The organism is Vibrio sp. 10N.261.51.C6 (assembly GCF_041471785.1).
In the GTDB taxonomy this organism is placed as follows: domain Bacteria; phylum Pseudomonadota; class Gammaproteobacteria; order Enterobacterales; family Vibrionaceae; genus Vibrio; species Vibrio crassostreae_C.
Map to the genome: position 1 here is coordinate 15,132 of NZ_JBFRPB010000039.1, position 26,448 is coordinate 41,579.

Genomic DNA, 26,448 nt, shown 5'->3' on the forward strand with positions numbered 1-26,448 from the left:
TTACTGGCCTTTTTTATCAAATTAATAAAATAAATATTCACAAATATAGCATTTTTATGTTTAACTAAGTTCTTCATTGATTCTATATACGCAAGGAGCGAGAGATGGCCTTTAATCTTCGCAATCGTAACTTTCTAAAACTTCTCGACTTTACTCCTAAAGAGATTCAGTTTTTACTCGACCTGTCTGCTGACCTAAAAAAAGCTAAGTATGCAGGCACTGAGCAGAAGAAACTCAACGGCAAAAACATTGCTTTGATCTTCGAGAAAGCATCAACTCGAACACGATGTGCGTTTGAAGTGGCCGCCTTTGATCAAGGTGCTCAAGTCTCTTACCTTGGCCCTTCTGGTTCTCAGATTGGTCAAAAAGAATCAATGAAAGATACGGCGCGTGTATTGGGACGCATGTACGATGGCATTGAATATCGTGGCTTTGGCCAAAGTATCGTTGAAGACTTAGGCGCTTATGCGGGCGTGCCGGTTTGGAATGGTTTAACCGATGAGTTCCACCCTACTCAGATTTTGGCTGATTTCCTCACTATGCTTGAGCATGGTCGCGGAAAACATCTGCACCAAATCAGCTTTGCTTACCTAGGCGATGCACGCAATAACATGGGTAACTCTCTGTTAGTCGGAGCCGCGAAGATGGGCATGGATATTCGCCTTGTCGCGCCTAAAGCATTCTGGCCAGAAGAGCAGCTTGTTGAAGAGTGCCAAGCTATCGCGCAAAGCACAGGTGCCAACATCACGCTGACAGAAGACGTTGCTGAAGGTGTTCAAGGCTGTGATTTCCTTTATACCGATGTTTGGGTTTCAATGGGCGAGGCCCCTGAAGCTTGGGACGAACGTGTAGCGGTAATGAAACCATACCAAGTGAATATGGATGTCATTAAGCTCACTGGCAATCCTCAAGTGAAATTCATGCACTGCCTACCCGCTTTCCATAACAATGAAACCGTGATCGGCCAGCAAGTCGCAGATAAGTATGGAATGAACGGTTTAGAAGTTACTGATGAAGTCTTTGAATCGGATTACTCAATTGTGTTTGATGAAGCTGAGAATCGCATGCATACCATCAAAGCGGTGATGGTTGCGACACTGGGTCAATAGCGAATACTGAAAGTAAACAAAAGCTTGATGTAATCGCTTGCGCTCACAAATTGAAAGCGTATAATTCTCGGCAATTTGTCTGAGAGTAATGAAAATGACGCCAAGCAATGTTGTGATAAAACATAATGATATTGTGAAAACACATAGTAATATTGTGAAAACACCAAATATTGCTCGTAAGCTAAGATGCTTACCAGGCCGTCTATTCTGCTTTTCAGCACTTTTTTAAAGCCTCCCATTATGGGGGGCTTTTTTATGGCCAATACATTATTGTGGGGAAGAAGATCATGGCGAATTCGCTCTATCAAAAGCACATCATCTCAATTCCAGAGCTTTCTCGTGAAGAGCTAGAATTAATTGTTCAAACGGCAGGTCAGCTAAAGGCTGAGCCAAACCCAGAACTCATCAAGAACAAAGTTGTTGCCAGCTGCTTCTTCGAACCTTCTACGCGAACTCGTCTCTCTTTTGAAACTGCGATTCAACGCATCGGTGGTGATGTGATTGGTTTCGACAGTGGTGGTAACACTTCTTTGGCAAAGAAAGGCGAAACGCTAGCGGACTCGGTACAGGTTATCTCTTCATACGTTGACGCTTACGTGATGCGTCACCCTCAAGAAGGCGCAGCGCGTCTGGCTTCTGAGTTCTCAAACGGTGTACCTGTTATTAACGCAGGTGACGGCGCAAACCAACACCCAACACAAACGTTACTAGACCTATTCTCTATCGCTGAGACACAAGGCCGCCTCGACAACCTAAACGTTGCATTCGTTGGTGACCTTAAGTACGGCCGTACGGTTCACTCATTGACTCAAGCACTAGCGAAGTTCGACAACATCTGTTTCTACTTCGTGGCTCCAGAAGCTCTAGCGATGCCAGACTACATTTGCGAAGAGCTTGATGAAGCGGGCATCAAGTACCAACTATTGACGGACATGGAAGATGTGATTCCTGAGCTCGATGTCTTGTACATGACTCGAGTTCAAAAAGAGCGCTTCGATGAGTCAGAATACGCGCACATAAAATCCGCATACATCCTGACCGCTTCGATGCTGGAAAATGCACGCGATAACCTGAAGGTTCTGCACCCTCTTCCTCGCGTTGATGAAATTACTGTCGATGTCGATAAAACACCTTACGCTTACTACTTCCAGCAAGCAGAGAATGGTGTTTACGCCCGTGAAGCATTGCTAGCCCTTGTTCTTAACGAAACGCTGTAGAGGAGAGATATCATGTCTAAAGAGACTCAATTAAAAGTTGAAGCAATCAGAAACGGTACTGTTATCGACCATATCCCAGCCAATATCGGGATCAAGGTGCTAAAACTGTTCGACATGCACAACTCTCATCAGCGCGTGACGATTGGCCTGAATCTACCGTCTTCTGCACTGGGCGGAAAAGACCTGCTCAAGATTGAGAATGTGTTTATCACAGAAGAACAGGCGAGCAAGCTGGCACTTTATGCGCCTCATGCAACAGTGAACCAAATAGAAGATTACGAAGTAGTTAAGAAGCTACCACTAGAACTTCCTGAGCAAATCAACGATGTGTTCGAGTGTCCAAATACTAACTGTATTACTCACAATGAACCGGTTGAAAGCAGCTTTAAGATCTTTGAAAAGAAAGAAGATATTCGATTGAAGTGTAAGTATTGCGAAAAAGTCTTCTCTCGCGAGATCGTGACAGAAAGATAACGTCATACTGCAAAGAAGACCGAATGTAAAAACTATCAAATACCTCGCCTGTGCGGGGTATTTTGCGCTTTACCTATCCAAAGTTTGAAGGCACACTGAAAATTGATTTTTATCTAATAACTGATGGAATAAACCAATGACTAAAGTACTTCACACAGAATCTGCTCCAGCTGCAATCGGCCCATACGTACAAGGCGTTGACCTTGGCAACATGGTACTGACTTCTGGTCAAATCCCAGTAAATCCAGCAACTGGTGAAGTATCTGCTGATATCGCAGAGCAAGCTCGCCAATCTCTAGACAACGTTCAAGCGGTTGTTGAAGCTTCAGGCCTGACTGTAAAAGACATCGTAAAACTAACGGTATTCGTTAAAGACCTAAACGACTTCGGCACAGTAAACGAGGTTTACGGCAAATTCTTCGATGAGCACGGCGTTGCAAACTACCCTGCACGTTCATGTGTTGAAGTAGCTCGTCTACCAAAAGATGTAGGTATCGAGATCGAAGCTATTGCGGTTCGCAAATAGCTTTTAATCTCTAGATTAAACACCTTCGGATAAACGACTTAGCGTAATGCTGAGTGTTTATTAGATACAAAAAAGGTTGCCCAGTTGGCAACCTTTTTTATTGTTCATCGTTTCGCTTAGATAATTACTTTTTATTAAGCTCAACCACTTCTTTGTCTAACTCTTCAAGTTTCGCAGCCATCTGCTCACGAGCTAGGTTAGCCAGTTCACGAACATTAGACTTGTCGTAGCCTTCAGTGCTGATTGGTGGCAGCATTTCAACAATCACGTGACCATTGTTCCAACGGTTTAGCTTCACGCCACCGGTTGAGCTACACACGATAGGGATGATAGGCAAGCCAGCACCAATCGCAGCATGGAATGCACCTGTTTTGAATGGCAGCAGACCACGGCCACGAGAACGAGTGCCTTCAGGGAACATCCAAACTGAAACATCGCTCTCTTTTAGACTCGTCACGACCTGATCAATCGTACCTACCGCTTTGCTACGGTTAGCACGGTCAATTAGGATGTTACCCGTCAACCAGTAAAGCTGACCAAATAGAGGCATCCACACTAGGCTTTTCTTACCAACAGTTACCACTTTTGGCGTTACCGCTGATGAAATCGTGAATAGATCCCAGCTGTTTTGGTGGTTCGCCACATAAACATGTTGGCCGCGAGAGTAGGCATCTTCTGGGATGCGAAGCTCTAACTTCATGCCGAAGATCTTCGACATGCGACCGAAATAACGGCCAAAGGTAAATACGTGTTTCGGGTTGCGTGGACTTAATAGGCAGTAACCACAACCAAATACAAACATAAGAATCGCAAATATCGCCACTGCGAAAATACGTAATATTGCTATCATTTTGTTCCTCACCGACCGCCAAGTTGATTCATCTATTCGCGCAAAAATGAGCAATAGATTTACTCGCGGTAAATACAACTATAAAAAAGCCGAAACCAAGGTTCCGACTTTTATGTTTTCATCTTACTGATTCATGAATCCACTAACCTAGGTTAGTTCGACTCACTAAATCGTGTAATGTTTGCGCCTAAGGCTGACAATTTATCTTCAATCTTATCGTAGCCACGATCGATGTGATAAATACGGTCAACGATGGTTTCACCTTGAGCAATACAGCCAGCAATAACAAGGCTCGCAGATGCGCGAAGGTCCGTTGCCATTACTTGAGCGCCGCTCAGTTTTTCCGTTTCACCACAGATAGCCGTGTTACCTTCGATTTCCGCTTTTGCACCCATTCGCTGTAACTCAGGAATGTGCATAAAACGGTTTTCAAAGATAGTCTCAGTGATAACACCACTGCCCTTCGCCATCATGTTAAGCAGAGTAAACTGTGCTTGCATGTCGGTTGGGAAACCAGGGTGAGGTGCCGTTACGATTTTCACCGCTTTCAGTTCACGACCCGTCATATCAAGACTGATCCAGTCTTCGCCCGTTTCAACCTTCGCACCCGCTTCTTCAAGCTTCGCTAAGGCAGCTTCAAGAAGATGAGCGTTGGTGTTGCGACAAACCACTTTACCGCCAGAAACAGCAGCAGCAACCAGGAAAGTACCTGTTTCAATACGGTCAGCAACCACAGAGTGTTGGCCACCACCAAGACGTTCAACGCCTTCGATAGTAATCGTATCTGTACCTGCGCCAGAAATTTTAGCACCCAGTTTGTTTAGGAAGTCAGCCGTATCAACAATCTCAGGCTCACGCGCTGAGTTATCGAGTACTGTTGTTCCTTCCGCTAGCGTTGCTGCACACATGATAGTAATGGTGGCACCCACACTTACTTTATCCATCACGATGTGCGCGCCTTTCAGACGGCCATCAACACTTGCTTTCACATAACCATCTTCCAACTTAATGGTCGCACCTAGTTGCTCTAGGCCGTGGATATGCAGATCAACAGGTCGAGCACCAATTGCACAACCGCCTGGAAGTGACACTTGGCCTTCACCAAAACGAGCGACTAGAGGACCTAAAGCCCAGATAGAAGCACGCATTGTTTTCACTAAATCGTAAGGCGCACAAAATTCATTAATTTCGCTGCCATCAACATGAACACTACCATTACGCGATACTTTTGCGCCTAAACGCTTAAGCAGTTCCATCGTAGTATCGATGTCACGTAGGTGAGGAACGTTACTTACTTCCACTGGCTCTTCAGCAAGAATTGAAGCAAATAAGATAGGTAGCGCTGCATTTTTTGCGCCTGAGATCGTCACTTCACCGCTTAGCGGCTTATCCGATCCAATAACTCGAAACTTTTCCATCATAAACCTTAAAGTGACATCAGTTTCTTATCACGTTCCCACTCTTCCGGCGTGAAAGCCTTAATAGAAAGAGCATGGATGTCATTGCGTTGAATGTATTCCATTAGTGGGCCGTAGATTAGTTGCTGCTTCTTAACTCGATTCATGCCGTCAAAACATGGATCAACCGCAACAACTTCGTAATGACTGCCTTCCCCTTTCACGAAAATTTCCTGAAGGTTCAGTGCTTCTGCTAATAATTCTTGTACTTTTGTGCTGTCCACAAATAGCTCCTGCCTAATTTTTTATGTGTTCTGCCATCATTGGCTGGATATTGCTCAATTGGAACAACGTTCGTAATTGTTCTGGCACGAAACTGAGCATTATATGACAGTTTTGATTTTTTGCATGCTCTAATAAGTGAATTAGCATCACCATTCCTGCTGAATCGACTCGATTTATATGGCTAAGGTCAATTTCAACGCTCGATTCCGTCGTTTGCCACTTTTCCAATATACGCCAGATTGCAGGGACACTGTCTCGGTCTAAATCACCGAACAGTTGATACTCTTTAGAGCTTAGTGCTTGCCATTGAGAATGGCTCATTATTTGTTACTCTCAAAACGAATCGGTTGTGCGGCTAATTTCTCTAGTTCGTCTGCAACTTGTAAGATGCCTTCTTGACGAATCTTAGTATTCCACTCCGATTGCTTGCTCGACAACAAGCTAATACCTTCGGCAACCATATCAAATGCTTTCCACTCGCCAGATTTCTTGTCTTTGCGAAGCTTAAATTCAAGCTTAATGTTTGGTCGCGGCGTATCGATGATGTCGACCTTGATACTGGTAATGCGGCTATCCGCTTTGATTTTTGGTTCTGGACCAAATTCAATCGTCTGATCTGTGTATTGAGTCAGCACTTGGGCATAAGAAGAAACAAGGTATTTACGGAATGAATCGATAAACACGCCCACGTCTTTTCTATCCGCGCCTTTCAAGTTTGGTCCAAGTAACTTAAGAGCTGCATATTGTGCATTCACATAAGGCATCAACTCTTCTTCCACGATGACCTTCAATAACTCTGGATCTTGGTGGATGTTGTCTTGTTCACTCTTCAAACGCTCAAATGCCACTTCGGCAACTTGAGTCATCATCTGGTAAGGCTGAGTACGGTCAATCGATTCTGCAGCAAAGGCTTGGGTAGAAATAAGCAACGCCATTGCCGCCATAAACATTGATTTCAAGTAACCAATAGCTTTTAAATAACTAATAGTTTTCAACATTATCTTATTCCTTAGCTTCGCTGTCATTAGAACCACCAACGCTATACAGCACTTGGCCAATCAAATCTTCTAGTACCAATGCTGACTTAGTGTCTTCAATTGAATCACCATCGACCAACATCTCTTCATCATCAAAAATGAAGCCTGGAACCAGACTAATGTACTGCTCACCAATTAAGCCAGATGTTAAAATTTGAGCACTAGAGGTATCTGGAAATTGCGAGTACTTCCCGTCAATAGACAGTTCAACGACAGGAAGGTAGCTCTCGGTATCAAGCTCAATGCTTTTAACTCGTCCAACAACGACGCCACCCACTTTCACTGGAGAACGAACTTTTAGGCTGCCAATGTTGTCAAAGGTCGCTTTTAGATTGTAAGTATGGTTCGAACCTATGCCTTTTACGTCAGCGACTTGAAAGATCATGATTAAGATTGCGCAAATTCCGGCAATAACAAAGGTGCCGACCCATAATTCTAATTTTCGAGTTTGTTGCATGATTAATTCCCAAACATCAATGCGGTAAGAACAAAATCTAGCCCTAGTACCGCTAGAGAAGAGTGCACTACAGTGCGTGTGGTTGCCTGACTGATACCTTCTGAAGTCGGTACTGCGTCATAACCATTGAAAAGTGCGATCCAAGTTACGGTGATAGCGAAGACCATACATTTGATCATGCTGTTACCAATATCTCGGCCAAGTTCTACTGAAGACTGCATCGCAGACCAGAAACTGCCGTGATCAATGCCTTTCCAATCAACACCAACCAGTTGACCGCCCCAAATACCTACCGCCATAAAAATCATAGCAAGCAATGGCATTGAGATAAGCCCGGCCCAAAGACGTGGTGCAATAATGCGTTTAAGAGGGTCAACGGCCATCATCTCAAGGCTTGAGATCTGCTCTGTTGCCTTCATTAACCCAATCTCTGCCGTGAGTGCTGAACCGGCTCGACCTGCAAATAATAACGCAGTCACCACAGGCCCCAACTCACGCAACAGTGAAAGCGCGACCATTTGACCAAGGTTTCCCTCAGCGCCGTAGTCAATTAACACGACATAGCCCTGCAGGCTGAGCACCATGCCGATAAACAGACCCGAAACTAAAATAATAGCCAATGACTGAACGCCAACGCTATAAAGTTGTTTTACTAATAAGGGGAAGTTTTTTAGTCGCGGGATGCCAAACAAAGCCCCAAATAACATCAGGCTTGCTCGACCAAATGACTCACAGCTCGCAAGTGTACGCTTACCGACACCCGCAATAGTTTTAACAATCATATTAAAACAAATCCTTTTCTAAGCTCTTCGCAGGGAATCTAAATGGTACTGGACCATCGGCTTCGCCTTGCAAAAATTGCTGCACTCTCGGATCGCTATTGTTGTACAACTCATCAGGTGTTCCAGCGGCAATAATCTTGCTATCTGCCATGAGGTAAACCCAATCAGCAATACTCATCACCTCTGGCACATCGTGAGAAACAACAATCGAGGTTAAGCCCAAGGCTTGATTGAGATTTCGTATCAATTCAACCAATACGCCCATGGTGATGGGATCTTGGCCAACAAACGGCTCATCGTACATGATAAGTTCTGGATCCAGTGCGATTGCGCGCGCCAGTGCGGCACGCCTAGCCATTCCGCCAGACAACTCACTCGGCATCAATTGCGCAGCACCACGTAATCCTACCGCTTCAAGCTTAAGTAATACGATGGTACGAATGAATTTTTCATTAAGTTCAGTGTGCTCTCGCAGCGGAAACGCCACATTATCAAAGACATTGAGATCCGTAAAAAGCGCACCCGATTGGAATAGCATGCTCATTTTCTTACGTGCTTGATATAGCTTTCGACGTGATAATGCAGGGATATTGTCACCATCAAACCAAACTTCGCCTTCATCTGGCGGCAGTTGCCCACCGATCAAACGCAGTAAAGTCGTTTTGCCGATCCCAGACGGCCCCATGATGGCGGTTATCTTGCCTTGAGGCACCTCTAAACTGATGTCATCAAAGATAACGCGGTCACCGCGTGAGAAGCTGAGGTTCTTAACTTTCACAAGCTCAGTGTTCAACATATTTTTGTTGTTTCCTTGCTTTAAAAAACGCCAATTATGGCTGCAATAATAATGAGTCTACTTTAGAATTAAAAGCACTGTTCAATTAATTCATATTAAACAGGAATCTATGCAGGGATTTGAAAGCATTAGGAAATTATCTATTGAGCTCTCTTTCTTGCCTGCTAACTGGTAATTAATTTGCCGAGTGACTTCCCTTTTATCTAGCAACAGGTCAAAATTAGCGGTTAATTCTCCGTTTTTATTAATTTTTTAGGAATCATCATGCTTGAAGCGATTGCGTTTCTTATTATCGGTCTAGGTTTTTTGGTGTGGAGTGCAGATAAGCTGGTTTACGGTGCCGCTGCTCTTGCTCGCAACTTCGGTATTTCACCACTAGTTATCGGTATGACGATCTTAGCAATGGGGTCTTCGGCTCCTGAAATGATGGTTTCTGCGACAGCAGCCCTTGATGGCAAAACAGATACAGCTGTAGGCAACGTACTGGGCTCTAACATCGCCAACATCGCGCTGATTTTAGGTATTACAGCCCTTATCAAGCCGTTATCGATTAGCTCAGGCGTGATTCGTCGTGAACTACCATTAATGATCGGTGTCACTCTGCTAGCGGGCGCCCTATTGTGGGATAACCATTTAGGCTTCTATGAAGGCGTGTTGTTGTTTGTTCTTTTTGCCGCGTTTTTGTTTGCTATGTTGCAAATCAGCCGCAGCGAGAAAAAGAACGGCGATGCTTTCCTTGATGAGCAAGAATCAGAGATCCCTGAAGGCGTAAGTAACCCTAAGGCTGCAATGTGGGTCGTGATTGGTCTAATCGTCCTACCTTTAGCTGCTGATATGCTGGTAGATAACGCTGTGATCATCGCGAAGTTCTTCGGCATGAGCGACCTTGTCATTGGTTTAACCATCATTGCTGTTGGTACTAGCCTTCCTGAACTTGCAGCATCACTAGCCGGCGTTATGAAGGGTGAAGATGATATGGCTGTAGGTAATATCATTGGTTCAAACGTATTCAACATCCTTGCTGTTATGGGTATCCCGGGCATCCTAAACCCTTCGATCTTGAGCGAGTTCGCTATGGGTCGTGACTTCTGGGTAATGCTAGGCGTATCGCTACTACTTGTTGTGATGGCACTAGGCAAATCTCGTAGTGTGAATCGTATTGAAGGCGGCGTGTTAATTGTGACGTTCGTGGCCTACCAAAGTTACCTATTAATGAACATGTCGGCTTAATTGTTGATTTAACTTCCCGTACTTGGAGTATTTGATGTCTCAGCCATTTGATTACCGCAGCGTTGCAAAACAAGTTTTGGAAACCGAAGTTGCAGGTCTCACTCAATTAGACCAATATTTTAATGATGATTTTTGTAAAGCTTGCGACCTTATCCTGAACAACAAAGGCAAAGTCGTTGTGATGGGCATGGGTAAATCAGGCCACATTGGCAACAAAATCGCAGCAACATTGGCAAGTACCGGGACATCGGCTTTCTTTGTTCACCCAGGCGAAGCGGCGCATGGCGACTTAGGCATGATCGAACCTGGTGATATTGTGATTGCAATATCCAACTCCGGCGAATCGGGAGAAATCCTCAGCCTATTTCCTGTGTTAAAACGTCTGAGCATCAAGATCATCAGCATGACAGGCAAGCCAGCATCAAACATGGCAACCCTGTCTGATATCCATTTACAAATTTCAGTACCGGAAGAAGCTTGTCCGCTGGGCTTAGCACCAACAACAAGCACCACGGCGACTTTGGTCATGGGTGATGCATTAGCCGTTGCACTTTTGCAGGCTCGAGGCTTCACCGCTCAAGACTTTGCCCTGTCTCATCCTGGTGGCGCTTTAGGTCGTCAGCTGCTGTTGAAGCTCGACGACATCATGCACACAGGCGATTCACTTCCTGTTGTAGCACCCGACGCACTAGTAAGAGACGCTCTACTAGAGATATCTCAGAAAGGCTTAGGCATGACAGCAATCGTTGGTGAAGATGGCCAAATGGCCGGTATTTTTACCGATGGTGATTTACGCCGTATCTTAGACAAACGCGTTGATATCCATAACACGCAGATCGGTGATGTGATGACGCTAAACCCGACGGTAGCCGAGCCAAACATGCTCGCGGTTGAGGGCTTAAACTTGATGCAAGCGAAGAGCATCAATGGCCTGATGTTATGCCAAGAAGGTAAATTAGTCGGAGCGTTAAACATGCATGACTTACTGAAAGCAGGAGTAATGTAATGACACAGACAGTCGAAACTCTATACGGCACTGTTAATTCAGATGTATTTGCAATTGCAAAAGAGATCAAACTGCTGATTTGCGATGTCGATGGTGTCTTCTCTGATGGTCGCATCTACATGGGCAACAACGGTGAAGAGCTGAAAACCTTCCACACTCGTGACGGTTACGGTATCAAATCACTGATGAACGCAGGCATTGAAATCGCGATCATCACGGGTCGCAAATCTCAAATTGTTGAGAATCGTATGACCGCTCTAGGCATTAAGCTGATTTATCAAGGTCAAGACGATAAAGTTAAGGCATACCAAGATATTTGCGATAAGCTTTCTGTAAACCCTGAAAATACAGGTTACATCGGAGACGATCTGATTGACTGGCCTGTAATGGAAAAAGTTGGCTTGAAGGTCTGTGTGGCAGATGGGCACCCGCTACTTGCAAAGCGTGCAAACTACGTGACAACCATTAACGGTGGTCATGGCGCGGTACGTGAAGTCTGTGACCTTATTTTACAAGCAAGAAATGAACTCGACGTGCATAAAGGTTTAAGCATATGAGTTTTACTCGTATTATCTATTTAATACTCATATTTATTGCCTCTTGGTCGACCTATTACTTGTACGACAAAGAGCAAACATCAACGATACAAGTGGCTCCAAATTTGGAGCTGCCCGCGTTTAGTGGCAAAAGCCTGAACAACATTAGCTACGACGAAAGCGGTATTCGCAGCTATCAGGTTGAATCGACGTATTTAGAACACTACTCAGTAGTTGGCGATACGCACTTTCAAAACCCAGTTCTTTCGGTATTCCGTGAAGGGCACACGATTGAATGGCAAGTCACCGCTGATCGCGCGATTATGGATGAGAATCAAGTTGTCACGTTTTATGACAACGTCGTGGCAAAGAACCTGTTGCCAGAAGCCAGCTTCGATACAATGACCACAGATAAAATGGTTGTTGAGCTGCCTAGCCGAGATTTTTATTCAGAGACTCCGGTCCATATGATCGGTACATTTTTTGAAACTGAGGGACAAGCAATGAAAGGTAACTTCGGTACCAACAATGCAATCCTCTTTAATTCTGTTCAAGGTAGATATGAAACTCTTACACCTTAGTTTATTCGCTTTGACCCTTGCGGCACCTAATGTCTATGCTCTGTCTTCGGATAGTGAGCAACCTGTCTACATTGACTCAGACAGCCAGCAATTGGATATGAAAAGTAACCAAGTGACTTTCCTTGGTGATGTGAACCTTAAACAAGGCAGCATCAATATCAATGCCGATAAGGTTATTGTTACTCGTAACGCCGTAAACGGTGAGATTGAAGAAATTCAAGGCTTCGGTAAGCCAGCAACCTTCTCTCAGCTTACTGACGACGGTAAGACACTCTACGGTGAAGCTGACGACCTGCACTACCAGCTTGTTGCCGACCGACTGATCATGACTAAGAATGCGATGTTATCTCAAGATGGCAGCATCATTCGCGGTTCTAAGATCACTTACCAGATCGGTTCTCAGAAATTAGTCGCTGACAGTGGTGAAAACAAACGAGTGTCAACGGTTTTACAACCAACGGAAGTGAATAAGTAACGATGGCTGTTCTTAAAGCAAAAAACCTAGCGAAAACCTACAGTAAACGTAAGGTTGTTACCGATGTAAGCTTACAGGTAGAGTCAGGCCAGATCGTCGGTCTGCTTGGGCCTAACGGTGCAGGTAAAACCACATCTTTCTATATGATTGTTGGTTTGGTGGCGCGTGATGAAGGTACCATCAGCATTGATGACCGAGACATCAGTATCTTACCAATGCACAGCCGCTCTCGTCTTGGTATCGGTTACCTGCCTCAAGAAGCATCGATTTTCCGTAAGTTGTCCGTAGAGAACAACATCATGGCGGTTTTACAAACCCGTGATGAAATGACCAACGAACAACGCCAAGATAAGCTGGAAGACCTGCTAGAAGAGTTCCACATCCAACATATCCGCACCAGCAATGGTATGGCTCTGTCGGGTGGTGAGCGTCGTCGTGTAGAGATTGCTCGTGCACTAGCAGCAAACCCGCAGTTCATTCTATTGGATGAACCATTCGCCGGTGTTGACCCGATCTCAGTAATCGATATCAAAAAAATCATTGTTCACCTGCGTGATCGCGGCTTGGGCGTTTTGATTACCGACCACAACGTTCGTGAAACATTAGACGTGTGTGAAAAAGCTTACATCGTAAGCCAAGGACACCTGATCGCTGAGGGTACTCCTGAAGATGTTCTCAATAACGAACAAGTTAAACAAGTTTATCTAGGCGAACAATTCCGTCTATGATTATATAGAGAGTATCGAGAATTCTAAGAATAATAACTAGGTAAGTCACACTGAATGAAACCCTCATTACAACTTAAGCTAGGCCAACAGTTAGCAATGACTCCTCAATTGCAGCAAGCGATTCGTTTGTTGCAATTGTCTACTTTAGATTTGCAGCAAGAGATTCAAGAAGCACTTGAATCTAACCCACTACTCGATGTCGAAGAAGGCAATGAAGATACGCCAACATCGGAAGAAAAACCTAGCAGTGACGAAAAAGAAACAGTTGAAGCCACAGAGCAAGACTTACCTGATAGCTCAGACTTAATCGAAAAATCAGAGATTGGCAACGAACTAGAAATCGACACAACTTGGGAAGACGTCTACAGCGCGAACACCGGTAACACGGGTATTGCGATTGATGACGACATGCCGGTTTATCAAGGCGAAACCACTCAAAGCCTGCACGATTACCTACTTTGGCAACTCGACTTAACGCCATTCACTGACACCGACCGAAGCATCGCTTTTGCATTAATCGATGCCATCGACGACTACGGCTACCTCACTGTAACTTGTGAAGACATCCTTGAAAACTTCGACAATGAAGAGATCGAGCTTGATGAAATTGAAGCGGTACGTAAACGAATTCAGCAGTTTGATCCGCTAGGTGTCGGTTCAGTCAACCTGCAAGATTGCTTGTTACTGCAACTGGCAACCTTTCCCCAAGATACGCCTTGGCTTAACGAAGCTAAGTTAGTACTTACTAGCCATATCGACCAACTCGGCAATCGCGATTACAAACTGGTTATCAAAGAGACCAAGTTGAAAGAAGCAGAACTACGTGAAGTTTTGCAACTGATTCAACAGCTGGACCCTCGTCCTGGCAGTAAGATTACTCCGGATGAAACTGAGTATGTGGTTCCAGATGTATCTGTCTTCAAAGACCTTGGCAAATGGTTAGTGACCATTAACCCTGATAGCGTGCCTAAGTTGAAAGTGAATCAGCAGTACGCTGATCTGGGCAGTAAAGGCAACAGCGCCGACAATCAATACATCCGCTCAAATTTGCAAGAAGCAAAGTGGTTAATTAAAAGCCTAGAGAGCCGAAATGAGACGCTACTCAAAGTTGCGCGATGCATTGTTGAACATCAGCGTGATTTCTTCGAACATGGCGAAGAAGCGATGAAGCCAATGGTTCTTAATGATGTTGCGTTAGCTGTTGATATGCACGAATCCACGATCTCTCGTGTGACGACTCAAAAATTCATGCATACGCCTCGTGGCATCTTCGAGCTCAAATACTTTTTCTCAAGCCATGTCAGCACTGACAATGGCGGTGAATGTTCATCTACAGCAATTCGCGCACTCATCAAGAAGCTTGTCGCAGCGGAAAATACCGCGAAGCCTCTAAGTGATAGTAAGATTGCTGCTTTACTGGCTGACCAAGGAATTCAGGTAGCTAGACGTACCATAGCGAAATACCGTGAGTCTCTGGGCATTGCCCCATCGAGTCAGCGTAAACGCCTGCTATAAGCTCATTTAGTCGCTAGTTACTTAGCAACTATGATCAGGCAACCAACTGAAAAGGAAAGTCTATGCAAATCAATATTCAAGGCCATCACGTTGATCTTACCGATTCAATGCAAGACTATGTTCACACCAAATTCGACAAACTTGAGCGCTTCTTTGATCATATCAATAGCGTTCAGGTTGTTTTAAAAGTTGAGAAAATCAATCAAATCGCAGAAGCTACCCTGCATATAAATCAGGGGGAAATCCATGCGACAGCAACAGATGAAAGCATGTATGCCGCGATTGATTCATTGGTTGATAAACTCGTCCGCCAACTCAACAAGCACAAAGAAAAGCTAAGTAGTCACTAACATGCAATTAAGCGAAGTACTTTCATTGGACTGCACCAAAAGTGCAGTCCAATGCACAAGCAAAAAAAGAGCCCTTGAGCTCATCAGCCAGATAGCAGCTGAGAGCTGCGGTCAAGATTCAACAGAGCTATTTGAGTGTATGTTGAGCCGTGAGAAGATGGGCAGTACTGGTATTGGTAATGGTATCGCGATTCCCCATGCTCGTATGAATGTCAGTGATAAAGCGATAGCTGTATTACTGCAATGCCAAGATCCTATCGAATTTGATGCGATTGATAATCGTCCTGTCGACCTACTATTTGCCCTGCTTGTTCCTAGCGAACAATGCAAAGAGCATCTAAAAACCCTTTCTTGTATGGCAGAACGACTAAACGACAAGCAGACTCTTAAACAGCTGCGTAATGCTCAGAGCGATCAAGAGCTTTACGACATCATGATTCAAGTGCCAACTTGCGAGCAATAACATGCGATTAATCGTGGTTAGTGGCCAATCAGGGGCCGGTAAAAGTGTTGCGTTACGAGTCCTAGAAGACTTGGGGTATTACTGTGTCGATAATCTACCAGTAAACCTGCTCAACAACTTTGTCGAATCGGTACGCGAAAGCAACCAAAACGTTGCGGTAAGTATTGATATACGTAACCTACCGAAAGAGCCTCAGTTAGTCACCGACACGCTCGAGCAACTCGAGTCAGCTACAAACATCGATGTTGATGTATTGTTCATCGATGCCAGCAAGCAGACACTCCTTAAGCGCTACAGCGAAACCCGCAGAATCCACCCTTTATCAATTGGCCAAGAAAAGCTCTCTCTTGAGCAAGCGATTGATTTAGAGAAGACACTTCTGACACCTCTCGCAGAGCACGCCCACATTGTGATCGACAGCAGTGACTGCAACCTCTACGAATTGAGTGAAAAGGTTCGATTTAAAGTTGAAGGCAAAGAGAAGCAAGAGCTGATCATCGTCTTTCAATCTTTCGGTTTTAAGTATGGCTTGCCAAGTGATGCCGACTACGTGTTTGATGTTCGCTTTTTGCCGAACCCTCACTGGAAACCTGCACTACGACCACTAACCGGGCTAGATGCACCAATTCACTCCTTTCTAGAAGAACACTCAGAAGTTCTGGAACTCAAGCAACAGATCCAAGGCTTTGTTGAACAGTGGTTACCAATGTTAGAGAAGAACAATCGCAGTTACCTAACGGTCGCGATTGGCTGTACTGGCGGCAAACACCGCTCGGTCTATCTAACCCAGAAAATTGGTGAGTACTTCGAACAACTTGGTCATCAAGTTCAAATCAGACATGCCTCTTTAGAGACGCACCAACAGGGCTAACCATGGAATTAACTCGAACTGTACTGATCCAAAACCGTTTGGGTCTTCACGCTAGAGCGGCCGTAAAGTTGGTTGAGCTTGCACAAAGCTTTGATGCCACTATCACAATTCATAGTGAAGAAGATAAAAGTGCCACCGCAGACAGCGTAATGGGACTATTGATGCTGGAGTCAGCCCAAGGCCAACACATCACGATTCAAGCTTCGGGTACTGATTCACAACAAGCACTTGATGCCGTTTGCCACCTTATCGAAGATAAATTTGATGAGGGTGAGTAGCTAAGACGCTTTACTCACAACACCGCAAACTCAAACGGTGAACCAACCTATATTAAATCTTAGTTCTACCTAAGTTTATGATTTAAATAAGCCCTAGAATTAAGTTACTATTCCAAGCATTGTAAGAATAATGAGATAGGAGGAAAATATGGCAGAGCAATTAGAATTCGACCAAGCTCACCAAACCCTCCAAGAAGTCAGCGAAGCCCTAGAAAACGGCCGATTTGTTCACGTACGCCGACAACTTCAGGACATGGAGCCTGAAGATATTGCACACCTTTTAGAAGCCTCCCCTCGCAAAAGTCGTGACGTACTCTGGCAACTCACCGATCCTGAAGACTACGGTGAAATTCTTGATGAACTAAACGAAGACGTCAAAGATGCTCTTGTGTCGAAAATGGCACCTGAGACCTTGGCAGAAGCAACCGAAGGTATGGAAACCGATGACGTCGCGTACGTACTTCGAAGCCTACCCGACGATGTTTCTCGCGAAGTCCTTTCTCAAATGGACTCCGTCGATCGTGCATTAGTTGAAACTGCCCTGTCGTACCCTGAAGATTCAGCGGGTGCGATCATGAACACCGACGTAATCACGATTCGTGGTGATGTCGATGTTGACGTTGTATTGCGCTACATGCGTATGCGTGGCGAACTGCCGGATGCAACTGATGCTCTGTATGTTATTGATGAAGAAGAACGTCTTATCGGTAACCTATCACTTACCACGCTAGTAACGACTCAACCTGATGTCCCTGTTTCAGAAGTGATGGATGATGCCGACGAAGCGATCGCGGTAGAAACCAGTGCGTCAGATATCGCGAGCCTGTTTGAACGTCGTAACTGGGTTTCTGCGCCTGTCATCGATAGTAACCAGCACCTTGTTGGTCGTATCACCATCGATGACGTGGTTGATGTTATCCGTGAAGATGCCGAACACTCAATGATGAGTATGGCGGGTATGGACGATGACGAAGATACCTTCGCACCGGTCGTAAAATCTGCTCGTCGTCGTAGTGTGTGGCTTGGTGCTAACGTACTCGCAGCACTGGCGGCAGCATCTGTATCAAACATGTTTGAAGCAACGCTCGATCAAATGGCAGCGATTGCGGTTCTGATGACTATCGTGCCTTCGATGGGGGGTGTTGCGGGTAACCAAACCGTTGCTCTGGTGATTCGTGGTTTGGCACTCGGTCATATCGGTGACAGTAACAAACGCGAACTGCTACTCAAAGAGGCAGCCATCGGCTTCCTAAACGGCGTTCTATGGGCCGTTATCATTGGTGGTATCGTTGTAGCTTGGAAAGGTAACTGGATACTGGGAGGCATCATCTCAGCGGCGATGATGACCAACTTGATTGTCGCAGGTATTGCTGGTGTAACTATCCCAGTGATGTTGAAGAAGATGAATATCGATCCAGCCCTTGCTGGCGGTATGGCACTGACCACAGTAACCGATGTTATTGGCCTATCGGTGTTCCTAGGCTTAGCGACCATACTGATCTAGTTAGCAGAAGCAGCTAGCCAATTTTTGGCGACATACAGAAAACAAAAAGGGAGCCATTGGCTCCCTTTTTTAATTCATCAGATTCGCTTTAATTGAATTACTCACCCGCGACTTTCATCGACTCAAGCAGGATAGAACCCGTTTGAATTTGCGAACGTGTTTCTACGTCGTTACCCACAGCAACAATCTGAGTAAACATGTCTTTTAGGTTACCTGCGATTGTTACTTCTGATACTGGGTATTGGATCTCTCCGTTTTCAACCCAGAAACCTGCAGCGCCACGTGAATAATCACCCGTTACGGTGTTTACGCCTTGGCCCATCACTTCAGTGACTAGGAAGCCAGTACCCAACTCTTTTAGCATCTGCTCAAAGTTTTGACCGGTCGATTTAACGAACCAGTTATGAATACCACCAGCATGACCGGTTGGCGTCATATCCATCTTACGTGCGGCATAGCTCGTTAGTAGGTAAGTTGCTAGCACACCGTCAGTGATGATTTCACGATCTTGAGTGAACACACCTTCGCTATCGAATGGGCTTGAAGCCAAACCACGCAAGATATGTGGTCGCTCAGAAATGTTAAACCAGTCAGGTAGGATTTTCTGACCGAGATGATCCAATAGGAATGACGACTTGCGGTAAAGGTTACCGCCACTGATCGCCATAACAAGGTGACCAATCAAGCCAGTTGCCACATCATTAGCGAACATAATTGGGTACTGGCCTGTTGGTAGCTTTTTCGCATCCAAACGGCTAATGGTCTTTTCTGCAGCTTCTTGACCTACACGCTCAGGCGTCCACAGCTCGTCACGGTGACGTGCAACGGTGTAGCTGTAGTCACGCTCCATCTCACCGTTAGCGCCTTGTCCAATTACACAGCAGCTCGTGCTATGACGACTAGAAGCATAGCTTGCTAGTAAGCCATGGCTGTTACCATAAACCTTAACGCCATAGTGGCTGTCGTAGCTTGCGCCATCACTCTGTTTGATCTTATCGCTATAAGCTAACGCTTGCTTCTCAGCAGCAATCGCAATCTCAGCGGCATAGTCAGGGTTTGGTTCATCAGGGTGAAAAAGATCCAAATCTGGAATCTCTTTTACCATGTATTCTTTTGCCGCAGGACCGGCAAATGGGTCTTCAGAAGTGTACTGAGCGATATCAAGTGCGGCCGCGACGGTTTGAGCAATCGCCTTTTCACTCAGATCAGATGTAGATGCGCTGCCTTTTTTCTGGCCGCGATAAACAGTAATACCTAGCGCACCATCACTATTAAATTCAACGTTTTCCACTTCACACATACGTGTTGAAACACTTAAACCCGTTGACTTAGTAATAGCGACCTCAGCAGCGTCTGCACTCACTGACGCCATATCCAACGCTTTAGCTACTGCGGCTTCTAGCTCAACTCTTTGCTGGGCGACTTGCTGTTTTACATCCATATCTATTCTAATTTTTTAGGTCAATATTACGTAGGATAACAAGAATTTCGCTTTCTCCCCAAGATTCTTGCTAAAATAGGCAATATATTCGTTTGAGATAGTGACATAGGCAGAAAAGATGGCTCGCAAAAACCAAAAAGCCCCATGGGAACCAGAAGAAGAAATCATCTGGGTAAGTAAGACAGAAATGAAAACCGACATGGAAGCGCTACAAAAACTGGGGGAAGAACTTGTTTCCCTGAAGCCTTCTGTATTAGACAAGTTTCCTCTGTCTGAAGATTTGGCACAAGCGATTAAAGATGCACAACGCTTTAAAAATGAAGCGAAGCGCCGTCAACTTCAATACATTGGTAAAGTAATGCGCAATGTTGATCCTGAGCCAATTCAAGCGGCTTTGGATAAAGTACGTAACAAGCACTCGCAAGCAACCGCTGAACTGCACAAGCTTGAGCAACTGCGTGATCGCGTTGTTGCTGAAGGCGATGCTGCCATTTCAGAAGTCATGGACATGTACCCTGAAGCAGACCGTCAGCGTCTTCGTCAGCTAGCTCGCCAAGCTAACAAAGAGAAATCAGCGAACAAGCCAGCAAAGGCTTCTCGTGAAATCTTCCAAATCTTAAAAGAGCTAAAGCTAGAAGACTAATCTTTGTCGCTTTATTCTGTAAGACAATAAAAGACCTAGCGCATGCTAGGTCTTTTTGTTTTCTACGTACTCAATATCAGAGAGATTAAACAAGAGTGATGAATCGTCACTCACCCGCTTTAACAAATGAGCTTAATTCTGTCTGTGGATGATCCGCCGTCAGAGCCTCTATCGAGTCTTCAACCAACACCTTACCTAGCGCCACAAACACAAACTTATTCGCGATACTGCGTGCGTCACCTAAATGGTGAGTCACCATCAAGACCGTAATATTTCGCTCTGCCGCTAATCGCTTCACTAAGCTAAGCATCTCTTCACGCAGCAAAGGATCAAGCGCAGAGAAAGGTTCATCAAGCAGCCAAATATCATGAAGTTGGACAAAACAACGCGCTAACGCAACACGCTGGCGTTGACCGCCGGATAAGTGCTCAGGCAATCTATCCAAATACTCAGCGACGCCAACTTGCGCTGCGGCTTGCTCCACAGCTTGCTTTTGGGTTGCAGTAAGCTTTAAACCTGGATGCAGACCTAAACCAATATTTTCTCGCACCGTAAGGTGAGCAAACAGGTTGTGCTCTTGAAACAACATCGCCAACGGACGCTGATGTGCTTCTTTACCAATAAGCGACTGCCCAGCCACTGATATCTCACCCGATGTAGGCTCGATGAAACCAGCAACTAGCGCCAACAGTGTAGACTTACCCGCACCACTCGGCCCCATAAGCGCAACAATATCGCCCTGCTCAGCTTGAAAATCAAAGCTAAACAACTCTCTGTGATAGTGGTAATCCACATCTTTCATCACTAACATCATCGGTTCCTTAATTCTTTAGCATCGAGCTTAGATCTTCGAGTAAATAAGAATTCTATTAAGCTAAAACTGCCGACACTCAGTAACAGTAAGCTCACAGAAACTACCGCCGCCGCTTCCATTTGATAGCTGCCTAACAATTGGAATAGGTACAAAGGCAGAGTTCTAAAATCTTGGCTACCAAACAAAGCAATCGCGCTTAAATCACCCATCGCCAACATAAAGCTGATCGAGAAGGCTTGCGCCATCGGCTTACGCAATGCGCGCCATTCCACGAGCCTGAATCGAGTGAAGCCAGTCATCCCTAAACTCGCACACACATACTGATACTGCTGAGACAGGTGCAGCATAGGTTGAGCCAAGGTTTTAATTACGTAAGGCAGCGCCATTAAACTGTTGACGGCAATCACGACAAAGAAAGCTAAACTGAATACATCGGTGAATGAACGCAGTAATAAGAAGATACCCGTACTGATCACCAGCCCCGGAGTCACTAAGATAATAGTGCCAATCAGCTCGATTTTATCGGCTCGAAAATTCTTGTTCTGTAAACGCCATGCTCGGCTAGTCAGCAGTATGGCGATACCAATACCAACTGCGATAACACTTGCTAATGACGCGACTTTAACCGAGGTCATTAACGCCGCCCAAAACGGCTCGCTGCTGAGTACGGTTAATGCCTGTGAGTTAATTCCACTGACGATAACCATAGCTAATGGCGGCAATACCAGCATTGAGACTATTATGATCCAAAAGCTATCCCAAGCTTTTGACCACCAGCTGTCCTTAACCAAATATTTCTCTTCAGACAACTGACTGGCCGTCACTGAAATAGGTTTCGATAGCCGTTGAATGCTCACTGCTAGCACACCACACAGCAGCATTTGCCAAATCGCGAGCAAGGCACCAGCTTGAAGGTCAAAGTCAAATTTAATCGCCTGATAAATAGCGAGCTCGATAGTAGTTGATTTGGGTCCACCGCCTAACGCCATCACGGTAGCAAAGCTGGTAAAACACAACATGAAGACTAAGCCACACACATGTGGCAATTGCTGTCTTAAGCGAGGCCATTCAACCCATCTGAATTTGTTCCAATGACTCATACCCAAGTGAGCACAAAGCTTGTGTTGCTCGGCAGGCACCGTATCTAAGGCTTGTAAAAGTAAGCGACTGGCATAAGGCAAGTTGAAGAAAACGTGCGCCAGCAAAATACCATTCAGTCCGTATATGGAAAATGGCAATTCAATATCGAAGTTCGCCAAAAACTTAGCTAACCAACCACTATTGCCATAGATCGCAAGTAAGCCAAATACACCCACTAACACCGGCAGGACTAAGGTCGACGCGAACAGCCTTAACAACAAAGCGCGTCCAAAAAATTGTCTACGACACAGCGCATGAGCAATAGGTATAGCAAAGCCAACACTCAGCACCGTTGAGAGTGTCGCCTGATAAAAACTGAATTTCGTTACATGCCAATAGTAGGGATCGGACCATACTTGGCTGATATCAAGAGAAGGGGCATTGCTAAGCAATGCCCCAACTGCTGAAACCACGAAGGCGGTAATGAGTATCGCAACCCAAATCCCAACCTTAGGTGTTTTCTTTATCATAGATTGATTTTTTACCGTAAATGGTTCGCTCAGTTAACATCGAACAAACCTTAAAATACAGAAAGTTAGAAAGCTAATTTTTTAAAAGAAAATTAAAAAGTAAGTGCACTCTGCCATTCACGAATCCATGGCTTACGCTTAGCTGCAATTTCTTCGGGTGTAAAGCTTAGCGCTTTCTGAGGAACCGTAAGTTGCTCGAACCCTTTTGGAAGCTCAATATCGGTCACTGGGTACATCCAGTTACCTGTTGGCATCGCCGATTGGAATTCATCACTTAGGATAAACGCCATAAACTCATCAGCAAGTTTCTCGTTCTTACTGCCTTTAACTTTAGCGGCCACTTCCACTTGAGTGTAATGCCCTTCTTCGAAGCTTGCTGCTGCATACTTAGAATCGCTTTCAGCAATAATGTGGTAAGCCGGAGACGTTGTATAAGACAACACTAAATCCGACTCGCCTTCTAGGAACATAGAGTAAGCTTCAGACCAGCCTTTGGTTACAGTCACTGTTTTCTGAGCAAGCTTCTTCCATGCTGCTGTCGCTTCATCACCGTATACTGATTTCATCCAAAGCATCATGCCTTGGCCTGGTGTTGATGTACGTGGATCTTGGTAGATGACCTTAAGATCATCACGCTGCTCAACCAGTTCTTTCAAGCTCTTCGGCGGGTTTTCCAGTTTCTCTTTATTGTAAACAAAAGCAAAGTAGCCAAAGTCATAGGGTACAAAAGTGCTGTCGTTCCAACCATTAGGAAGCGTTACCGATGACGTATCAACATTATGCTCAGCCAATAAGCCCGTCGCTTTCGCTTCAGCCATCAGGTTGTTGTCGAGACCTAGCAAGATATCGGCTTTGCTGTTGCCGCCCTCAAGACGTAAACGGTTCAGAATAGACACGCCATCTTCTAGAGCGACAAAATTCACATCACAACCACACTTCTCTTCGAATGCTTTTTCAACGGCAGGACGAGGGCCCCAATCCGCAGCAAAAGAGTCATAGGTGTATACAGTCAAAGTGTTGTCTGCAGCAAAGGCAGAAAAAGAAATAGCTGTAGTAACAGCAAGGGTAGTTAATGTGAATTTCACTGGACGCTCTCCATGGTCTGAGCGGCACAGGTTTGAGGGAGGAGAACGGTAGAGGTTGTTCCTAACTCAATTCCTACGCCAGCATTATCTGGTTCAGGTTTACGGGTCCCAAGCACCTGCTTGATCTCAGCTCGCATTCATTATTTGAATGGTTCGCTCCCCGATGAGTGTTCAGAATTGTAATTTGATTTTTAACAATAAGCTATCAAGTTTGGATCAATTACGTTGATCGTAACCCCAACGTGGCACTAAACCTTGTTCGATACCAAGGTGATCTAGAATACGCGCCACCATAAAGTCGACCAGATCTTCAATTGACTTGGGTTGATGATAAAAACCCGGAGCTGCAGGCATGATCGTTACGCCCATGGTCGAAAGTTTGTGCATGTTCTCGAGATGAAGCGTCGAAAATGGCGTCTCGCGAACCACCAACAACAATTGGCCTCGCTCTTTCATGACTACGTCTGCTGCTCGCTCAATCAGGTTATCTGATAGACCATGAGCAATCGAAGCCAAGCTTCCCGCTGAACATGGACAAACGACCATCTGTTTAGGTGCTGCTGAACCAGAGGCAACCGGCGAGAACCAATCATCTTTGCCACACACCACCAGCTTTTCAGGGTCGCAGCCAAGATGTTTAACCAAAGCTTGTTTCGCCGCATCTGGCCCAGCAGGTAACTTAAGTTCATGCTCGGTCGCCAATACCACTCGCGCTGCCGATGAAATCAGCAAGTAGACCTGATAATCGGCTGCCAAAAGGCATTCAAGTAAACGCAGGCCATAAGGCGCACCGGATGCACCAGTGAAAGCAAGGGTTATCGCTTTATCGTGTTTTGTCATGTTCTCAATTACTTCAAATTATAAGGTCGTGGATGCCGTTAGCCTTTGAGTGCCAATCCATCCAACAGTTTTTGATGAATGCCACCAAAGCCACCATTACTCATTACCAAAATTTGGTCGCCAGCTTGTGCCTCTGAGACAATTTTAGCAACGAATGCATCCATGTCATCACTCACGTGTGCCGGTTGGTGACAAGCGTCTGCAACATCTTGAACTGACCAATCAATGTTATCCGGTTGGAATAAGTAGGTAGAATCCGCTTGTTTAAGCGAATCAGCCAAGGTTTCTTTATGCACACCACGTTTCATGGTGGCGGAACGAGGCTCTAAAACGGCAATGATTTTTTTCGAGTCGACCTTATTACGTAAGCCGCCGAGCGTAAGTTCAATCGCCGTTGGGTGATGAGCAAAATCATCATAAACAGACACACCTGCCACCTCGCCTTTAAACTCCAAACGGCGCTTAGTATTAATAAAGGTAGCTAGTGATTCACAAGCAAGGTCAGGTGTCACGCCCACATGACGTGCAGCTGCAATCGCCATCAAAGCATTATTTACGTTGTGGTCGCCCACTAAATCCCAATTTACGGTTCCAACACATTCATTTTGGAAGTAAACCTCAAATTGAGAGCCATCTTTGACCAGTTTCTTGGCATCCCAGTCGCCTTGCTCGCCACTCGATTCAGTTTCACTCCAGCAACCGCGAGCTAGAACATCTTCAATAGCGCTGTCTTGCTTAGGTGAGAAAATGCGACCATTGCTTGGCACAGTACGCACCAAATGATGAAATTGTCGCTTAATCGCTTCAAGATCGTCAAAGATGTCCGCATGATCAAACTCTAGGTTATTCATCACTAAGGTTCTTGGGTGGTAATGAACGAACTTAGATCGTTTATCGAAAAAAGCACTGTCGTATTCGTCGGCTTCTACCACGAAGAACATGCTTTCACCAAGGCGAGCAGAGATACCAAAGTTACCCAACACTCCGCCAACTAAGAAGCCCGGTGCATAGCCACAGTCTTCCAAGATCCAAGCCAACATGCTTGATGTCGTGGTCTTACCGTGCGTTCCCGATACCGCTAACACCCAACGGTCATGCAGTAAGAACTCTTGCAACCACTGAGGACCAGAGGTGTATCTAAGGTTGTTATCCAACACATACTCAACACACGGATTACCGCGGCTCATTGCGTTACCGATAACCACGAGATCTGGCCTTGGTTCTAATTGGCTAGGGTCGAACCCTTCAATAATTTCAATCCCTTGTGATTCCAACAAGGTGCTCATTGGTGGGTAAACATTCGCGTCACTACCCGTAACCTTGTGACCTAATTGACGAGCCAATACCGCAGCACCACCCATGAAGGTGCCACAAATTCCTAAGATATGAATATGCATAAATTGCTTCCAAACGCTTGGCTAAATAAACAGTGCCTAATTAAAACGGCTTGCACTCATTATCATTAAATGGCGATTAAAAGCGAGCAGCAATGCAAAACAAATTGAGTCGACATAGTAAGTGAGATCTGTGTCGCTTAGTTCATTACCA

At 45.2% G+C, this 26,448-nt stretch carries 31 protein-coding genes and 1 riboswitch; of the genes, 17 read left to right on the forward strand and 14 right to left on the reverse strand.

Features of this window, described 5'->3' with window-relative positions; all coding sequences use genetic code 11:
* The first annotated feature begins 104 nt into the window (after positions 1-104).
* From AB4375_RS10770 to AB4375_RS10785, 4 genes are all read left to right on the forward strand, one after another.
* Positions 105-1,109, forward strand: a complete 1,005-nt coding sequence (locus AB4375_RS10770) for an ornithine carbamoyltransferase (RefSeq protein ID WP_017066667.1) — start codon at positions 105-107, stop codon at positions 1,107-1,109.
* Positions 1,110-1,396: 287 nt separating this feature from the next.
* Positions 1,397-2,326: an aspartate carbamoyltransferase gene (pyrB, locus tag AB4375_RS10775; RefSeq protein ID WP_012604860.1), complete on the forward strand. Its 930-nt coding sequence runs from the start codon at positions 1,397-1,399 to the stop codon at positions 2,324-2,326.
* A gap of 12 nt (positions 2,327-2,338) precedes the next feature.
* Positions 2,339-2,800, forward strand: coding sequence for an aspartate carbamoyltransferase regulatory subunit (gene pyrI / locus AB4375_RS10780; RefSeq protein ID WP_017058927.1), 462 nt, complete (start codon positions 2,339-2,341; stop codon positions 2,798-2,800).
* A 136-nt stretch (positions 2,801-2,936) separates the two neighbouring features.
* Positions 2,937-3,326: a RidA family protein gene (locus tag AB4375_RS10785; protein ID WP_004735319.1), complete on the forward strand. Its 390-nt coding sequence runs from the start codon at positions 2,937-2,939 to the stop codon at positions 3,324-3,326.
* Positions 3,327-3,450: 124 nt separating this feature from the next.
* On the opposite strand, the gene AB4375_RS10790 is transcribed toward AB4375_RS10785, so the two are convergent.
* From AB4375_RS10790 to mlaF, 8 genes are all read right to left on the reverse strand, one after another.
* Complete coding sequence (locus tag AB4375_RS10790) at positions 3,451-4,176, reverse strand: 1-acylglycerol-3-phosphate O-acyltransferase (RefSeq protein ID WP_017058926.1); 726 nt, start codon at positions 4,174-4,176, stop codon at positions 3,451-3,453.
* A 152-nt stretch (positions 4,177-4,328) separates the two neighbouring features.
* Complete coding sequence (gene murA, locus AB4375_RS10795) at positions 4,329-5,594, reverse strand: UDP-N-acetylglucosamine 1-carboxyvinyltransferase (protein WP_017058925.1); 1,266 nt, start codon at positions 5,592-5,594, stop codon at positions 4,329-4,331.
* An 8-nt stretch (positions 5,595-5,602) separates the two neighbouring features.
* Positions 5,603-5,857 carry a BolA family iron metabolism protein IbaG gene (gene ibaG, locus AB4375_RS10800; RefSeq protein WP_017058924.1) on the reverse strand — a complete coding sequence of 85 codons (255 nt, stop codon included), beginning with the start codon at positions 5,855-5,857 and terminating at the stop codon, positions 5,603-5,605.
* 13 nt (positions 5,858-5,870) lie between these two features.
* Positions 5,871-6,179 carry a lipid asymmetry maintenance protein MlaB gene (locus AB4375_RS10805; RefSeq protein WP_017058923.1) on the reverse strand — a complete coding sequence of 103 codons (309 nt, stop codon included), beginning with the start codon at positions 6,177-6,179 and terminating at the stop codon, positions 5,871-5,873.
* The gene (locus AB4375_RS10810) at positions 6,179-6,808 is read right to left on the reverse strand and encodes a phospholipid-binding protein MlaC (protein ID WP_120459707.1); all 630 of its coding nucleotides are present in this window, start codon (positions 6,806-6,808) and stop codon (positions 6,179-6,181) included. Before AB4375_RS10810 ends, AB4375_RS10805 begins: the two co-directional genes overlap by 1 nt.
* 52 nt (positions 6,809-6,860) lie before the next feature.
* A complete protein-coding gene (gene mlaD, locus AB4375_RS10815; RefSeq protein WP_017058921.1) occupies positions 6,861-7,352 on the reverse strand; it encodes an outer membrane lipid asymmetry maintenance protein MlaD in 492 nt (163 codons plus the stop codon).
* A gap of 2 nt (positions 7,353-7,354) precedes the next feature.
* Positions 7,355-8,134 (reverse strand): lipid asymmetry maintenance ABC transporter permease subunit MlaE, encoded by a 780-nt coding sequence (mlaE, locus tag AB4375_RS10820; protein WP_017058920.1) that lies wholly within the window; start codon positions 8,132-8,134, stop codon positions 7,355-7,357.
* 1 nt (position 8,135) lies between these two features.
* Entirely contained in the window at positions 8,136-8,930 is a 795-nt protein-coding gene (mlaF, locus tag AB4375_RS10825) for a phospholipid ABC transporter ATP-binding protein MlaF (protein WP_017058919.1), read from the reverse strand.
* Between the two features lie 264 nt (positions 8,931-9,194).
* Between mlaF and AB4375_RS10830 the strand changes: the two genes are divergently transcribed.
* The 12 genes from AB4375_RS10830 (at position 9,195) to mgtE (ending at position 18,467) form a co-directional block, all read left to right on the forward strand.
* Positions 9,195-10,160 (forward strand): calcium/sodium antiporter, encoded by a 966-nt coding sequence (locus AB4375_RS10830; protein WP_017063737.1) that lies wholly within the window; start codon positions 9,195-9,197, stop codon positions 10,158-10,160.
* Positions 10,161-10,194: 34 nt separating this feature from the next.
* The gene (kdsD, locus tag AB4375_RS10835; protein ID WP_017058917.1) at positions 10,195-11,166 is read left to right on the forward strand and encodes an arabinose-5-phosphate isomerase KdsD; all 972 of its coding nucleotides are present in this window, start codon (positions 10,195-10,197) and stop codon (positions 11,164-11,166) included.
* Complete coding sequence (kdsC, locus tag AB4375_RS10840; protein WP_017058916.1) at positions 11,166-11,723, forward strand: 3-deoxy-manno-octulosonate-8-phosphatase KdsC; 558 nt, start codon at positions 11,166-11,168, stop codon at positions 11,721-11,723. The genes kdsD and kdsC overlap by 1 nt, the downstream gene beginning before the upstream one ends.
* Positions 11,720-12,283 (forward strand): LPS export ABC transporter periplasmic protein LptC, encoded by a 564-nt coding sequence (gene lptC / locus AB4375_RS10845; RefSeq protein ID WP_017058915.1) that lies wholly within the window; start codon positions 11,720-11,722, stop codon positions 12,281-12,283. The genes kdsC and lptC overlap by 4 nt, the downstream gene beginning before the upstream one ends.
* A complete protein-coding gene (lptA, locus tag AB4375_RS10850; protein ID WP_017058914.1) occupies positions 12,264-12,758 on the forward strand; it encodes a lipopolysaccharide transport periplasmic protein LptA in 495 nt (164 codons plus the stop codon). The genes lptC and lptA overlap by 20 nt, the downstream gene beginning before the upstream one ends.
* Positions 12,759-12,760: 2 nt before the next feature.
* Positions 12,761-13,486 (forward strand): LPS export ABC transporter ATP-binding protein, encoded by a 726-nt coding sequence (gene lptB, locus AB4375_RS10855; protein ID WP_004735304.1) that lies wholly within the window; start codon positions 12,761-12,763, stop codon positions 13,484-13,486.
* A gap of 54 nt (positions 13,487-13,540) precedes the next feature.
* Complete coding sequence (locus tag AB4375_RS10860; RefSeq protein WP_017058913.1) at positions 13,541-15,001, forward strand: RNA polymerase factor sigma-54; 1,461 nt, start codon at positions 13,541-13,543, stop codon at positions 14,999-15,001.
* 62 nt (positions 15,002-15,063) lie between these two features.
* Positions 15,064-15,351 (forward strand): ribosome hibernation promoting factor, encoded by a 288-nt coding sequence (gene hpf, locus AB4375_RS10865; RefSeq protein WP_009847742.1) that lies wholly within the window; start codon positions 15,064-15,066, stop codon positions 15,349-15,351.
* A 1-nt stretch (position 15,352) separates the two neighbouring features.
* Positions 15,353-15,814, forward strand: a complete 462-nt coding sequence (ptsN, locus tag AB4375_RS10870) for a PTS IIA-like nitrogen regulatory protein PtsN (RefSeq protein WP_004738707.1) — start codon at positions 15,353-15,355, stop codon at positions 15,812-15,814.
* Between the two features lies 1 nt (position 15,815).
* Positions 15,816-16,685 carry an RNase adapter RapZ gene (gene rapZ / locus AB4375_RS10875; protein WP_372051558.1) on the forward strand — a complete coding sequence of 290 codons (870 nt, stop codon included), beginning with the start codon at positions 15,816-15,818 and terminating at the stop codon, positions 16,683-16,685.
* A gap of 2 nt (positions 16,686-16,687) precedes the next feature.
* Positions 16,688-16,963 carry an HPr family phosphocarrier protein gene (locus AB4375_RS10880; RefSeq protein WP_008220439.1) on the forward strand — a complete coding sequence of 92 codons (276 nt, stop codon included), beginning with the start codon at positions 16,688-16,690 and terminating at the stop codon, positions 16,961-16,963.
* A 148-nt stretch (positions 16,964-17,111) separates the two neighbouring features.
* Positions 17,112-18,467, forward strand: coding sequence for a magnesium transporter (mgtE, locus tag AB4375_RS10885; protein ID WP_017058911.1), 1,356 nt, complete (start codon positions 17,112-17,114; stop codon positions 18,465-18,467).
* Between the two features lie 97 nt (positions 18,468-18,564).
* Here mgtE and pmbA read toward each other — a convergent pair whose 3' ends face one another.
* The gene (gene pmbA / locus AB4375_RS10890) at positions 18,565-19,908 is read right to left on the reverse strand and encodes a metalloprotease PmbA (protein WP_017058910.1); all 1,344 of its coding nucleotides are present in this window, start codon (positions 19,906-19,908) and stop codon (positions 18,565-18,567) included.
* Between the two features lie 118 nt (positions 19,909-20,026).
* Here pmbA and yjgA point away from each other — a divergent pair, with 118 nt between their 5' ends.
* Positions 20,027-20,551, forward strand: coding sequence for a ribosome biogenesis factor YjgA (gene yjgA, locus AB4375_RS10895; protein ID WP_017069408.1), 525 nt, complete (start codon positions 20,027-20,029; stop codon positions 20,549-20,551).
* Positions 20,552-20,657: 106 nt separating this feature from the next.
* Here the strand turns inward: yjgA and thiQ are convergent, their stop codons facing one another.
* The 5 genes from thiQ to mpl all read right to left on the reverse strand — a co-directional run bounded on the left by thiQ (position 20,658) and on the right by mpl (position 26,297).
* Positions 20,658-21,362: a thiamine ABC transporter ATP-binding protein gene (gene thiQ, locus AB4375_RS10900; protein ID WP_372051559.1), complete on the reverse strand. Its 705-nt coding sequence runs from the start codon at positions 21,360-21,362 to the stop codon at positions 20,658-20,660.
* Positions 21,362-22,975 carry a thiamine/thiamine pyrophosphate ABC transporter permease ThiP gene (gene thiP, locus AB4375_RS10905; RefSeq protein ID WP_170967441.1) on the reverse strand — a complete coding sequence of 538 codons (1,614 nt, stop codon included), beginning with the start codon at positions 22,973-22,975 and terminating at the stop codon, positions 21,362-21,364. The genes thiQ and thiP overlap by 1 nt, the downstream gene beginning before the upstream one ends.
* A gap of 92 nt (positions 22,976-23,067) precedes the next feature.
* Positions 23,068-24,060: a thiamine ABC transporter substrate binding subunit gene (gene thiB / locus AB4375_RS10910; RefSeq protein WP_017058906.1), complete on the reverse strand. Its 993-nt coding sequence runs from the start codon at positions 24,058-24,060 to the stop codon at positions 23,068-23,070.
* Between the two features lie 53 nt (positions 24,061-24,113).
* Positions 24,114-24,233: riboswitch (TPP riboswitch) on the reverse strand.
* Between the two features lie 43 nt (positions 24,234-24,276).
* Positions 24,277-24,900 carry a flavin prenyltransferase UbiX gene (locus tag AB4375_RS10915; RefSeq protein WP_016787846.1) on the reverse strand — a complete coding sequence of 208 codons (624 nt, stop codon included), beginning with the start codon at positions 24,898-24,900 and terminating at the stop codon, positions 24,277-24,279.
* Positions 24,901-24,938: 38 nt separating this feature from the next.
* Positions 24,939-26,297 carry a UDP-N-acetylmuramate:L-alanyl-gamma-D-glutamyl-meso-diaminopimelate ligase gene (mpl, locus tag AB4375_RS10920; protein ID WP_017071296.1) on the reverse strand — a complete coding sequence of 453 codons (1,359 nt, stop codon included), beginning with the start codon at positions 26,295-26,297 and terminating at the stop codon, positions 24,939-24,941.
* Between the last annotated feature and the right edge of the window lie 151 nt (positions 26,298-26,448).